Here is a 13606-nt window from a genome sequence, read left to right on the forward strand (position 1 = left end):
GGGGAGTGATCAAGTGCCAGATGTAGCACTCGCGCCACTCAATGAGCGCACGGATACGCCCACGCATCGAGGCGCACTCACCGGTGTGTGGGTCGGCGTTGCCATGGTCGTGGTGATACCAGCCGCTCTGATCCATTTCACGCCCAGCCCGACCGATCACAGCTGGCTCGGGACACTGCTGATCGCAATGTTGTCGGGCAGCCGGTACGCGTGGATCGTAGGTGATGGACGTAGACGCCTGGTCGAAATGTCGTTTTGGGTGTTCACCTATGTTTTTCTGGGCATCGCAGCAACAGTGCAGATCCGGACCGGTGTTTACCCTGTTACCACGCCGCGCGTTGATCCAGCGCTCAACGGGCCGGCAACGATACTGGTACTTGTCGGACTTGCCGCTTTCACCCTGGGGCTGATGGTGCCTGCCACATCCTCGAGACGAGCGCGGACGCCGGTTCGGATCAACGAACGCAGGACGATCTTTCTCGCGTTTGTAGCCTTAGCCGCCAATGGCTACTACGTAGCCAAGCTCGGCGTCGGTGTGCTGTTCGCGAATCGACTAGACCGCGATAACACGGAGCAAACCGTTTGGCCCGACTCGGCCACATTCGGAATAATCGCCGCATTGGCGTCGATGTCGATCGTGGTTGCCTTCGTAGCTCTGGTCAAGCACCTCCAACAGTCCACGACTCCCAGCCGGCCCATGATTGTGCTGACGATCATCGTCGGCGGCACTCTGGCGATGACCATCAATCCGATTTCCAGCGCGCGTTATATCTTTGGGACCGCAGCCCTCGCAGCTCTCGCTGCCTTTGGAATGTTCGCCACCCGCCGCCGTTTCCGGATTGTCTCGATACTCGCGGTTGTCGCGCTGATCGTAGTGTTCCCTCTTGCGGATGCTTTCCGTTACACCAGCAACGCCGACTTCAAAGCCACCGACACCCTTTCCGCACTGAGCTCAGCCGATTTCGACGCCTTCGAGCAAATCAACAACACGATCTTGTACGTCGACAGGCACGGGAGCACCCACGGCAGGCAGGCGCTCGGTGTTGTCCTGTTCGCGGTTCCGCGGCGAATCTGGCCAGGCAAGGCAAATGACACCGGAGCTCTCATCGCCGAAAGTCGCCACTACGAGAACTTGAACATGTCCGCGCCGTTCTGGTCAGAGCTCTACATCAACGGCTTGTGGATAGCGCTGGTTGCCGGCATGTTTGCATTGGGCGCACTGGCGAAGATCGCCGATACACGAATCGAAGAAAGCCTCCTGCGTTCTAGGTCACCGGCCATGCTGGCCTGCGTGCTGCCGTTCTATTTGCTGATCGTTCTACGGGGTTCGCTGCTCCAGGCCATGTCGTACTTGACAGTCATCGTCGTCTGCAGTCTGTTCGTCACCGACCTCCGAAAGAGGCCCGATGGCACTGAATAACCTGCGGACCTCGGCGGTACAGAAATGGCTGGTGCTCGCGCTCTCGTTGGTCCTTGTCCTGATGACTGCGCTGCTCTGGTCGAGACCGACCGCCGCACAGACCAGCAACACGCATAGCGAATCGGCACTTGTGATCCCACAATCCAAGTCGGCGCTCTTTGTTGGTGACAGCTTTACGGCGGCCGCTGGCGTAGGCGGTAACGGCCGCAGCGCATACCCATTTCTTGCCTGCGCGGCCGTCGGCTGGGGATGCAACGTCGATGCGCAGGGTGGAACCGGTTATATCGACGATGGTCACCAATTCCGCGCAGGCATACAGCAAGAACACGCAGGCACACAGAAGGCGATCGATCGGCTCGACGGGGACAAAGCTAGATACATCGTCGATGTGCTAGTTGCAGACCTCGGCCGCAATGACATCGGCGTTGAATCCGCCGCCGCCATCCTTGACGCGATCACCGCATTCTTCACGAAGGCCAGATCATTCTGGCCCGACGCCGTCTTCATCGCAATTGTTCCAACCTTCATCGACCCGATGCCATACGACAACTACGAACCGTTAAAGAGCGGGTTGGCGTTGATTGCTGAGAATCTGAACGTGAAAATTATCGACCCAATTGCCGACGGCTGGTACCGCGGCGTGGACACCAGCGCGATGGAGATCGAGCAGGATCACATTCATCCCAACGCCTACGGCAACCAGTACATCTCGGAGCGAATCCAGGACTCGTTGGCTGCATTAGGGGTAGCTGCACCGAGGACGGTCTCCTGATATGGACGGACAGTCTTTTCTGCAATTGCTGCGTACGCGCTGGAGCCTGGTCGCGGTTGGTCTGATGCTCGGGCTCATCGGCGGTACCACTGTGGCATTGCTGACACCGATCAAGTTCTCCTCGACAGCAGAGGTTCTGCTGCGCACACCCGGATGGGCTGCGATCACATCCGGAGATGTCGCCGACTCCAGCCCGTACTCGGCGAACGAGTTCGCCCAAGAGCGCGCAAAGACTTATGCCAACCTGCTCAGCGCTCCCGGTTTCTCGGGCAGGTTGGTTGAAAATTCTCATCTGCAGCGCGATCCGTCCGAACTCTCGAGTGATCTGAGCGGGCGCGTCATCCCGGACACCGTCCTGATCGAAGTCACAGCAACCGATCGGACCGCAACTGGCGCGCATGAACTCGCGACAGCGACAGCCGATGAACTGGTGAATGAGATCAGAGCACTCGAAACACCTGCAGGCGCCCGGATCGCAACAATCGATCCGGTGCTGACCAGTCCTGCCACCGTTCCCCGAAACGCGTCCGATCCGGACGTGGCGTTCATTTTGATCATCGGCGGAGCCGCCGGATTCTTGGCGGGCATTACCGCCGCAACTTTGATGACCGACCGCCGCCGTGCCACGGCAGCGATTCACACGTCGGATGGGAGTTCCGAGTAATGCAAAAGCTCAAAAGCCTTCTCCGTTCATGGCCGCTGTTCCTTGGCGCAACGATCGGCGTGATAGCGGGCCTGGCGTATGCCCTTCTGATACCCACGACCTACACCGCAACATCGGTCATGTTCCTGACCTCTCCGGCCAGCACCGACTCCATCGGCGCGTACCAAGGTGATCTGTTCTCGCAGCAGCGCGCCACCACCTATGTCCAACTGTTCGCCAGCGACGACCTGGCCACGAAAGTGATCGATGACCTCGGGTTGAAAGCCACACCCAGCGAACTCAAACAGAAGGTCGTCGCCTCTCAGGTTCCCAAGACCGTTCTGATGACGGTCTCCGCCACCGACACCTCCGCGCAGCGGGCCACTGACATCGCCAACGCCTACGCCGCGAACTTCAATGACTATGTGCAGCGGCTGGAAACCTCCCGCGTCACCGGCACACCGGCGATCGCCGTCAGCATTGTCAACAAGGCGGTAGTGCCGAAAACTCCGTCCTCCGTGGCACTTCCAATCGTCTTGGCTGCGGGGCTGGCCGGCGGGTTGGTACTCGGCGGAGTCGCGATGTGGGCATGGCGGCGCTGGCGGTCACCGAAAGTTGGCGCGAGCTCTCCGGCCACTGCAGCGAAACTCGTCGACGACGCGCGGCAACGAGCATCAGCCACGGTTCCTTCTGACTCAGCGCCCCAGCCGACTGGTGACGCAGTGCCCCAGCCGACTGAATCGATTGCCGCCGGGTCGCCGACGCACCCCGGCGCTGGGGCGCCGTAGATGACACATGCCCGTCGCCCGCGCCAGCAGTGGCGCACGCTCAGAAGAATTCTGGTTACCGCCGTTGCTGCCTCCATCACAGCGGTGCTGCTGATGCCCGGTATAGGACCGCCTTTCACTCACAGCGGACCGCGACTGCTACCCGGGTACGCAGCCAAAATTGCAGGTACCTTCTTTGCACCGAAATCGGTTTTCGCACTGTACTTTCCGCCTTATCCGGTGTCACTTGACAATCTGCCACCTCAGTCGGACTACTACGCAACGCAGTATCTGCAGCCCAACGGAGAAAGCGGAAAGCACGCGTATTGCGGTGGGCTGCTTCGGGATCGGCCGATTCCGCGCAGCCCACGCTCAGGCAACTGGCGACTGGCAGATCTGCAGGACGAGGTTCGCACCGCGAAAAAATTCGGTTTGGACGGTTTCACCATCGACATCCTCACCAAGTCATCCAATCCAGAGTGGGTCACCCAGGTTCCCGCTCTCCTCCTGACCGCCGCGCACAATGTCGATCCAAGCTTCAAGATCATGCTGATGCCGGACATGAGTGGTGAGCTCGCCAGCCTGACGCAAGACGAATTAGCTTCGGACATGATGAAGTTGGCGTCTTATCCGTCGGCGTTCCGACTGGGCGATGGCCGATTGGTCCTATCCCCCTTTCTCGCTGAGGCCCATGATGCGCCGTGGTGGTCTGTGTTCCTGAACATCATGGCCAACCAGTACAAGACACCGGTGGCGTTCGTTCCCCAGTTCCTGAACTCCAGCCCGTATATCGATTCGTTTACCCCATTTACGTACGGCATGGCCGAATGGGGTGGCCGCAGTCCCCAGTTCACGCCGATCAGCAATACGCAAGACCCTGATGTGCAACACATCCACAACAACGGGATGCTGTGGATGCAACCAGTTTCGGTACAGGACGAACGCCCAAATCAATCCATCTACGACGAAGCCGTCAACACCACGAATCTTCGGGCCACCTGGATGGCCACGATTTCCAATCAGGCCGATTGGGTCCAGTTGAACACCTGGAATGACTACAGCGAGGGAACTTCCTTCGCGCCTTCGGTCAAGCACGGCACGGCCTTCCTCAAGGCAAGCCAGTACTACATGCGCAAGTACAAGACCGGAAAACAGCCTGCAATCAACGGGGACCTTGTCGTGTTGACCCACCGAACCCAGCTCACGAACGCCCCGACAAGCTTCCAAGAATCGCAACCCATGGTGCTGCGGGACGGTAGTGGCCCTGTCTCTGACGCCGTCGAGGCACTGACATTCTTGGCCGTTCCTGCCGATGTCACGGTGACTGTGGGGTCGAATAAGCGCACCTGCAAAGTCCCAGCCGGCGTATCGGTGTGCACTCTTCCGCTGGCCCAACCCAGTGCAGCGGGCGACTCGGTGTCTGCGCGGGTAACCCGTTTGATATTCGGCTTCCCAATGACGTTCGCATCAGTCACCTCCCCGAACAAGGTCATCCCGTTGCCGTATGTCCAAGACCTGCAATACGTAGCGGCGGTGAACTGATGCGAGTATTGATTGTCGGCCTCAACTACGCGCCCGAACCGAGTGGAAACGCGCCCTACACCTCGGGGTTGGCAGCCGGACTGAAGGCTCGGGGCCACGACGTCCACGTGTTGGCGGGGCTGCCCCACTACCCGGCATGGAAAATCGAGCCTGGCTATGCGCGGCGACGAGCCTGGATTGATACCGTCGAATCCGTTCCGGTGCAGCGTCTTCCACACTACGTTCCCGATCCGCCCAGTCAGCGCGGCCGATTGTTGATGGAACTGAGCTTCGGCCTCAAGACGCTGCTTCTCCGTTGGCCCGACCATGACGCCATCGTCTTCGTCAGCCCGGGCTTGATCCCCACCGCAATGGGTATGCTGCGTGCAAAATTTCGGTTCCGTCGGCCAGCGATCGGAATTTGGATTCAAGACCTGTACAGCCGTGGCGTGGTCGAAACCGGACTCATGTCTGGCCGATCAGCAGGACTGGTAGGAACCCTCGAGTCGAGATCCCTGAAGGCGGCTGACGGTGTGGCCGCCATCCACGATCGATTCAAGGCATACCTGGTGTCCGAACTTGCGGTCCAACCGGACTCCGTCAAAGTTATCCGCAACTGGACCCACCTGCGCCCCTACGAATTGAAGGACCGTGCCGGGGTGCGCAGCCGCCTCGGCTGGCGGTCCGACGAAACTGTGGTGCTGCACGCTGGCAACATGGGCAACAAGCAAGGGCTGGAGAACGTCGTGCACGCCGCCAGAGCGGCTCAAGAACGCGCTGCACCAGTGCGATTCGTCTTGTTGGGTGACGGGAACCAGCGCGAGCTCCTGGAACAACTAGGTGCGAACATTTCCACGCTGCAGTTCATCCGGCCGTTGCCGGACGACGAGTTCAAGGCCGCGATGGGTGCCGCCGACATCTTGCTGGTGCAAGAAAAGTCGGGCGTCGGAGAGATGTCGGTGCCGAGCAAAATGACGTCCTACTTCACCACCGGCAATCCGGTCATCGCCGCAACAGATGCTGGCAGCATCACCGCTCAAGAGATCACAGTCTCTGGCGCCGGCGTGGTGGTCGGCGCCGACGATCCAGACGAATTAGTGGATGCCGCAATAAATCTCGGTTCAGATCCAGAACGCGCACGCAAACTGGGGGCGGCCGGTCAGCAGTTCTGCGCTCAGACACTTTCGATGGATCACGCCATCGACCAATACGAAGAATGGATCCGGGCATTGGTCGACCGTCGTAATCAGAGCACTACAGCAACGACTCCGCAGAAGTAGAGAGGAACTCTTAATCATGACCAAGAAAGCACTCATCACCGGCATCACCGGTCAAGATGGCTCGTATCTAGCAGAGCTATTGCTACACAAGGGATATGAGGTCCACGGACTTATCCGTCGGTCATCCACGTTCAATACCTCCCGGGTAGAGCACCTGTACGTCGACCCGCACGAGTCCAATGCCCGGATGTTCCTGCACTACGGCGATCTGAGCGAAGGTTCGCGGCTGGCCACCCTATTGAACGAAATTGCACCCGACGAGGTGTACAACCTCGGGGCACAGTCGCACGTACGGGTCAGCTTCGACGAGCCGACCTATACCGGCGACACCACCGGCCTGGGGTCCATCCGACTGTTGGAGGCCGTACGCATGGTCGGGTTGGACTGCCGCTACTACCAGGCATCAAGCTCCGAGATGTTCGGCGCTACCCCGCCGCCACAGCACGAAGAGACCCCGTTCTACCCTCGCTCCCCCTACGGCGCAGCAAAAGTCTATTCCTACTGGGTAACTCGTAACTACCGTGAGGCCTACGGCATGTACGCGGTCAACGGCATCCTGTTCAACCACGAATCACCGCGCCGTGGTGAAACATTCGTTACTCGAAAGATCACCCGTGCGGTTGCTGCCATCAAAGCCGGCCGGCAAGAGCACCTGTACCTGGGCAATCTCGACGCAATACGCGACTGGGGTTACGCGCCCGAATATGTCGAGGGCATGTGGCGGATGCTGCAGGCTGATACCCCTCAGGATTACGTACTGGCCACCGGAACTGCCTACTCTGTCCGCGACTTCGTCGAACTGTCGTTCGCGCACGTCGGTCTGGATTGGCAGGAATACGTCCGATTCGACGACCGGTATCTGCGCCCAACCGAAGTGGACTCGCTCATCGGCAGCGCCGCGAAGGCTCACGAAGTACTCGGATGGAAGCCCAATGTGTTGACCCCGGAATTGGCTCGCATCATGGTCGACGCCGACATCGAAGCACTCGAGCACAGTGGCAAGCCGTGGATTGACCGACCTGTGATGGACGATTGGCTGTCCCACGCATGACCGACGAATTCGCGCCAACCGCAATGGATCGCGATGCCCCGGTTTTCGTCGCCGGGCATCGCGGGCTGGTCGGCTCAGCTATCTGGCGAACGTTCACTCAACGGGGATTCACCAATCTGATTGGGAAGCGTTCGGACGAACTGGATTTGCGCGATCGCGACGCAGTGTTCGACTTCTTCGCCGACACGAGACCGGAAGTGGTGGTTCTGGCAGCGGCGAAAGTCGGCGGCATTCTTGCCAACTCGACGTACCCGGTGGATTTCCTGTCCGACAACGTCCGCATTCAGACCAACGTCTTGGACGCGGCCGTGGCGCAGCGTACTGAGCGACTGTTGTTTCTCGGATCGTCGTGCATCTACCCGCGGTTGGCACCGCAGCCCATCCGAGAGGACTACCTACTGACCGGGCCGTTGGAGGAAACCAACGATGCTTACGCGATTGCCAAGATCGCCGGCATCATCCAGGTGCAATCCGTTCGGCGTCAGTACGGCCTGCCATGGATCTCTGCAATGCCGACCAATCTCTATGGGCCAGAGGACAATTTCTCACCGCAGGGATCACATGTACTGCCCGCTTTGATCCGCCGCTACGACGAGGCGGCCCGTGACGGAATCACGTCGGTGACCAACTGGGGCACGGGAAACCCGCGGCGTGAATTCCTCCACGTCGACGATATGGCTTCGGCCTGCCTGCACCTGCTGGAGAACTACAACGGCGCGCAGCAGGTCAACGTCGGTACCGGGCAGGACTGCACGATCGCCGAGATCGCAGAAGTGATTGCCGATGTTGTCGGGTTCACCGGCGAAACCCATTGGGATACGGCGAAACCCGACGGAACTCCGCAGAAATTGTTGGACGTCGGCCTATTGCAGTCAACCGGGTGGTCAGCGTCGATCGACCTGCGCAGTGGCATCGCGTCGACCGTCGATTGGTATCGCAACCATCTGCAGGAGTTACGGACATGACCACGAACATCAGGCGGTCTTTGGCCGGCTTCAGCGGTGCCGGTTATGACAAAGGCGCCGGCATGATTAAGCAGATCGCCTGGCTGACGTTGTCCGGCTTACTGGTCACCCAGTGGTGGTGCCCACTGCGCTTACGCCTGACAATCTTGCGTGCCTTCGGCGCAAAGGTGGGCCCCGGCACGCTGATCCGGCACCGAGTGCGTATCCATTGGCCGTGGAAGTTGACCGTTGGGGCCAACAGTTGGATCGGCGAGGACACCTGGATTCTCAATCTCGAGCCGGTGACGATCGGTGATGACGTCTGTGTCTCACAGTCGGTGGTGTTGTGCACCGGAAGTCACGATCGCTGGTCGCCCACTTTCGAATTCGACAACAGACCGATCACTATCCGCGATGGCGCCTGGTTGGCGATCAGAGCAACAGTGCTACGTGGCGTGACCATCGGTGAATGCGCGGTGATCGGCGCCACGGCTCTGGTCACCGCCGATGTGCCTGACGGCGCAACGGTTCTCGCCCCGCGGGCGGCGGCGGTCGAACGGAAGTCCTGATGAGGATACTGCAGGTAGTGACGCTGCTGACGCCAGACGGCGCGTACGGCGGGCCGGCACGAGTCGCTTTGAATCAAGCTGCCGCGTTGAGCGACCACTCACACGACGTCACGGTTGCCGCGTCATGTACCGGCTATGCAGTGCCGCCGACCACGATCGATGGAGTTCGGGTACAGCTCTTTCCGAATTCGACGGTCATCCCCCGTACCGGCTTCGCGGGGACTCGCGCCCGAGGCATGTTGCCGTGGCTCCGCACCGCGATATCGGACTTCGACGTGGTTCACGTCCACCTCGCCCGAGATTTCGTGACCCTCCCGGCAGCGAGGCTCGCGCTGCGAAACAAGCCAGTGGTCCTGCAGACCCACGGCATGATCGATTCCTCCGACCGACTGCTGGCCAAGCCGCTCGATGCACTATGGACCAAACCTGTTCTACGGCAATCAAGTTCGATCATGTATCTGACGCCTAGAGAAGCTGTCGACCTAACCGAGGTAGCTGGACCCCGTATCCGACTGCATCCCCTGCCCAACGGGGTACCGGTGCAGGACTACCAGCCGCCCGCCGATGCTGATACACCCGAAGTCCTTTTTCTCGCTCGGCTGCACCCACGCAAGCGGCCGGAGTTATTCGTCGAGATGGCACACCAACTCCTGCGCTCGGGCACCAACGCGCGGTTTGCACTGGTCGGTCCCGACGAGGGCTCTGGTCCTGCAGTCAGACAACTGATCGCACAGGGTGGCTTCGCCGACCGGATCACGCTGGAACCACCCATCGCTCCCGAACACGTGGCACGACGGATGTCCAGTGCCACCATTTACGTGCTGCCATCGGTAGACGAGCCGTTCCCGATGAGCGTGCTCGAAGCGATGGCACTAGGGCGGCCGGTAGTTGTTAGCGATACCTGCGGTTTGGCGCCGATGATCCGTGAGTCGGGCGGTGGACGAGTCGTGAACCATAGCTTGGCTGAGCTGGCGGAGGCCGTCGGTGAGCTACTCGCCAACCCCGAAGCCGCAATCGCAGTCGGTAGTCATGGCCGAGCAGCGACACTCGCGAACTACGGAATGCCCGAGGTAGCAATGCAATTGGAAGATATCTATACCGATGCCATTTCGACGAACCGGATCGGCAGGTGAATCGATGAGACTCAGCCAACGCCTGTCCCCGCTCATTGGATGCGTAATACTACTTGTGTCGGCATGTGCGTCTGGCACGTCTGCCCCCCAGACGACTGAACCACCGCTGAAAACGGCAGCCCCTCCGTCAATCGCACCCGATGTACTCGGCCGGCGCGGCGAGTTGGTCGATTCAGCACCGTTCGATTCGCCATCCGAGGCCTTGACCCACGCTGGCGGCACAGCAACCAGAATCGTCTACCGCTCCACCTCCGGCATCGATGGCGGACCGCGGTTGGTCCGCGGCTCGGTCTTCGTGCCGCCAGGTAACTCGCCGGATGGCGGATGGCCGATCATCACATACGGCCATGGCATCAACGGTGTAGCGAACGGCTGCGGTCCGAGTTTGTTCCCCGACCTCCTCGGCTACGACCTGGTGGTCGCATCCTTGTTGAAACTGGGCTTCGTGGTTGCTCTCTCAGATTACGAAGGGCTTGGTGAAACGGGCCAATACCCGCTACTCGAGCCAAAAACGGCTGCATACAATTTGATTGACATCGTCCGTGCAGCGCGGCAGGTTGTCCCAGCTGCATCAGACGAGTGGCTGGCGTTCGGGGTATCCGAGGGCGGTCATGCCGCTTGGGCGGCGAACGAGTGGGCGAGTACCTACGGCGACGGACTGCACTTCCTGGGGTCCGCCGCACTCTCACCGACTACCAACCTGTCAGGTCTCGCTCGGCTTGCGTCCTCCGGGTGGCTAAGCCATGACGAGCAAGCTACTTTGCCGATGACACTCGCGGGTCTGCGGGTTACCCATCCAGACATCAATCTCAACGATTATTTGCACGGCCCGCTCGCCATCAACCCGGCAATGTGGCAGGCGTGTGCAGGGCCCGACGTTGCACAACGATTGCAGGTTGCATCCACCCTTGACCGCTACGCGAGCGAGCCGTCCTCCGATGCGGCTGCCGACCGTCTCACACACGCGCTGAACGATCTGGCTGTCCCGCAAAGACCGGCATCCGGACCAATGTTGGTGATCACCGGCGATAACGACACCATCGTCCGTCCGCAATGGGTCCGTACCGCGGTACACGACGCGTGCCGATTCGGCGATAAAGTCCAGTTCATAGTGCGCCCGGGTGAAGGTCACGACAATCTCAAGGGCGGAGACGATGCCGGCGTATGGCTGCTCGACCGTCTTGCGGACAAGCCCGCTCCCAACAATTGCTGACAAGGCACCGACCGAATGACATTGCGCGCGAAGCTAACTCAACTGCCAACCTGGCAACTGGCCGGGACAGCCGCGGGGGCCATGCTCACGGCTGCAGCAGTGATCACTGGGGCTGTGGTGATCGATCATCGGCAAGCCGCCCTGGCTGAGCCTGTCCGCGCCGCAACCACAAACTCGGGACCGGCCGCTCGCGATGTCACCATTCAACTGAATTTCGCCGCACTCCCAGACGGCAGAATTCCAGACCACCTCGGGAACGTCGCGCTGTCGACGGTCGAAGCCGGCCGGAGCCTCACCCCAATGCAGGTTCTCGATGGGCAGCTGCGGCACGGCGCCCCAACGGACAGCGACGCGTCCAGCGAAATGGTTGCGGAGCTTCCTCAACCCGTAACCCAAATCGGTGCCACAATCATCTTCCCGCCGTACAGCGGGAGCGTCGCTCTGGCGGCCTGGGATTCGCAACCCTTTCCTGACGCCAAACCCGACGCCGGCATCCATATGGTCGTCGGTCCCGACCGGTGGGAGATGAGCGTGTGGGACGCGAACGCGGGGCGCGATGTACTCGCAGGCGGGAACTACCCAGCGGGCAAGCCCGGTACCGCTCAATCGTTCCAAGTGGTTCGAAACGGCGACACTGCGGTGTTGACCACACCTGACGGCAAACAGCACTCGGTGACTGATCCGCGTGTCGGTCAATGGACCGGCAGCTCGGCGACGTGGGAACTCTACGAAACCCAGCCGGGCCTCACGCCGGCGTCGATCAGCGCATTGTGGGCAACATGACACCGGATGACATCGAGAACCCGCCGGTCGGCAGCAGACCGGCGGCCCGGCTGCACGCGATCAGCAGTGCCCTCGATCAGGCGATGTCGAGCGCGAGCAATGGGCTCATCGTGATGGCGGTGGCCCGGGTGGCCTCGGTGGACGCCTTCGGTACCGCATCACTGCTGTTCGCGGCGATGGCCGCCGCCCTCTGTGTGGTTCGCGGTGCGGGTGGAACACCGATCATGTTGGCGGCAGGACACGGCCGCGCAGCACTGCGCACCGAGGCCGGCTTCGCAATGACCGCCGCAGTGGTATTCGCACTAGTGGTTTCCGCAGTCGTCGCGATATCGACATCCCTTACCGGCATGCCCGTGCTGGGTTTGGTTTTCGCGGTAGCGATTCCTTTGGTGCTGGGCTTTGACGTACTGCGCTACGCGGCCATCTCAGCGGCCCACCCTCACCTGGCGCTGCTGTGGGATTCGATCTGGGCGCTGGGCAGTGCGACTGTATTCATCATCACGGTGATCAAACAGGACTCATTCTCCGAGAACGGCGTCCTGTTGATCTGGACCGGCCTCGCCGGCGGCAGCCTGCTAGGGCTGGCGATCATGTCCCGGCTGCGTCCGCGGTTCAGCGGTATCGGCCACTGGTGGCGGGCCGGCTACGCATCGCGAATCCGGTACGGAACCGAGGCCGGTGTCGAACAGCTCACCGTGATCGTGGTCCTCTCCATGGCGTCAATCGCCGCCAGCACCGCTGCCGCCGCGGCACTACGCGGCGCGTCTGTACTGGTGTCCCCCATCGCCATCCTGATCAGCGCGCTGCCGCTTGTCGTCATCCCCCAATCGGTGCGTGACGGCACCTCAGTAGTCGCGGTATGGGGCAAGCTGATCCGTATCGGCGCCTGTCTATCTGCAGTCGTCGTCATCCTCGGTGGGGCGTTGTGCTTGCTGCCCGACCACATCGGAGTGTTCATCTTGGGCGACTCTTGGCCGCTGGCGCACTCGGTGTTGCCGATCATCCTGGTGGAGTACGTCGGTGTGGTCTGGATGTCGACGTCGATGAGCTTCCTGCGATTCCAGGGCAAGAGCGCCCAACTACTCGCTACCCGAGTCTCGTACGCAACCGCAACCGTTGTCCTGTGCACAGGAATCGCCTTCGTTACTCGGTCCGCGCAAGGAGTAGCCACCGGTTTGGCATTTACGGCGCTCAGTATGGGAACCGTTCTGGTGCTGCTGAACCGACCGAAACACGGAGCGAATGCTTCGATTCCCCTACACGAAAGCGTTCAGCCCGATTCCGGCATGGAACCCAATTCCCTGCCAGGCCTTTGACCGTTGAACTGGTCGATTCGCGCACGAAAACTGCGCACTGCCAACGGTTCTCAAAACCGTAACTATGCTGGGCGCAACCTGAAAGACCCACTGCCGAGAAGCCCGGTGTGATCTACTGCACAAATGGGGGCGATACGCAAGGCAGGACGGCACCGAGTTCGGGTGTGGCAATTGGATGTTCTCGCTGCCGGATC

General features: G+C 60.8%; 13 protein-coding genes. All 13 read left to right on the top strand.

Annotated features, from left to right (window positions below; genetic code table 11):
- Positions 1–13: 13 nt before the first annotated feature.
- The 13 genes from ABIA30_RS09635 (at position 14) to ABIA30_RS09695 (ending at position 13412) form a co-directional block, all read left to right on the top strand.
- The gene (locus ABIA30_RS09635; protein ID WP_370064503.1) at positions 14–1420 is read left to right on the top strand and encodes an oligosaccharide repeat unit polymerase; all 1407 of its coding nucleotides are present in this window, start codon (positions 14–16) and stop codon (positions 1418–1420) included.
- Positions 1407–2192, top strand: coding sequence for an SGNH/GDSL hydrolase family protein (locus ABIA30_RS09640; RefSeq protein WP_370064505.1), 786 nt, complete (start codon positions 1407–1409; stop codon positions 2190–2192). Before ABIA30_RS09635 ends, ABIA30_RS09640 begins: the two co-directional genes overlap by 14 nt.
- Position 2193: 1 nt before the next feature.
- The gene (locus ABIA30_RS09645; protein ID WP_370064507.1) at positions 2194–2856 is read left to right on the top strand and encodes a YveK family protein; all 663 of its coding nucleotides are present in this window, start codon (positions 2194–2196) and stop codon (positions 2854–2856) included.
- The gene (locus tag ABIA30_RS09650; RefSeq protein WP_370064509.1) at positions 2856–3623 is read left to right on the top strand and encodes a YveK family protein; all 768 of its coding nucleotides are present in this window, start codon (positions 2856–2858) and stop codon (positions 3621–3623) included. The genes ABIA30_RS09645 and ABIA30_RS09650 overlap by 1 nt, the downstream gene beginning before the upstream one ends.
- On the top strand, positions 3624–5144 hold the full coding sequence (locus tag ABIA30_RS09655; RefSeq protein ID WP_370064511.1) for a glycoside hydrolase family 71 protein: 1521 nt from the start codon (positions 3624–3626) through the stop codon (positions 5142–5144). It abuts the gene before it with no gap.
- Positions 5144–6403, top strand: a complete 1260-nt coding sequence (locus tag ABIA30_RS09660; protein ID WP_370064513.1) for a glycosyltransferase family 4 protein — start codon at positions 5144–5146, stop codon at positions 6401–6403. The genes ABIA30_RS09655 and ABIA30_RS09660 overlap by 1 nt, the downstream gene beginning before the upstream one ends.
- A 16-nt stretch (positions 6404–6419) precedes the next feature.
- Positions 6420–7454 (top strand): GDP-mannose 4,6-dehydratase, encoded by a 1035-nt coding sequence (gene gmd / locus ABIA30_RS09665; protein ID WP_370064515.1) that lies wholly within the window; start codon positions 6420–6422, stop codon positions 7452–7454.
- Positions 7451–8419 (top strand): GDP-L-fucose synthase family protein, encoded by a 969-nt coding sequence (locus ABIA30_RS09670; RefSeq protein WP_370064517.1) that lies wholly within the window; start codon positions 7451–7453, stop codon positions 8417–8419. Before gmd ends, ABIA30_RS09670 begins: the two co-directional genes overlap by 4 nt.
- Positions 8416–8967 carry a putative colanic acid biosynthesis acetyltransferase gene (locus tag ABIA30_RS09675; RefSeq protein ID WP_370064519.1) on the top strand — a complete coding sequence of 184 codons (552 nt, stop codon included), beginning with the start codon at positions 8416–8418 and terminating at the stop codon, positions 8965–8967. The genes ABIA30_RS09670 and ABIA30_RS09675 overlap by 4 nt, the downstream gene beginning before the upstream one ends.
- Positions 8967–10100: a glycosyltransferase gene (locus tag ABIA30_RS09680; protein ID WP_370064521.1), complete on the top strand. Its 1134-nt coding sequence runs from the start codon at positions 8967–8969 to the stop codon at positions 10098–10100. Before ABIA30_RS09675 ends, ABIA30_RS09680 begins: the two co-directional genes overlap by 1 nt.
- Before the next feature lie 163 nt (positions 10101–10263).
- Positions 10264–11313 (top strand): lipase family protein, encoded by a 1050-nt coding sequence (locus ABIA30_RS09685; RefSeq protein ID WP_370064523.1) that lies wholly within the window; start codon positions 10264–10266, stop codon positions 11311–11313.
- 99 nt (positions 11314–11412) lie between these two features.
- Positions 11413–12096, top strand: a complete 684-nt coding sequence (locus ABIA30_RS09690; protein WP_370064525.1) for a hypothetical protein — start codon at positions 11413–11415, stop codon at positions 12094–12096.
- Positions 12093–13412 (top strand): hypothetical protein, encoded by a 1320-nt coding sequence (locus ABIA30_RS09695; RefSeq protein WP_370064527.1) that lies wholly within the window; start codon positions 12093–12095, stop codon positions 13410–13412. The genes ABIA30_RS09690 and ABIA30_RS09695 overlap by 4 nt, the downstream gene beginning before the upstream one ends.
- The last annotated feature ends 194 nt before the right edge of the window (positions 13413–13606 follow it).

This window comes from Mycobacterium sp. MAA66 (assembly GCF_041261665.1).
In the GTDB taxonomy this organism is placed as follows: domain Bacteria; phylum Actinomycetota; class Actinomycetes; order Mycobacteriales; family Mycobacteriaceae; genus Mycobacterium.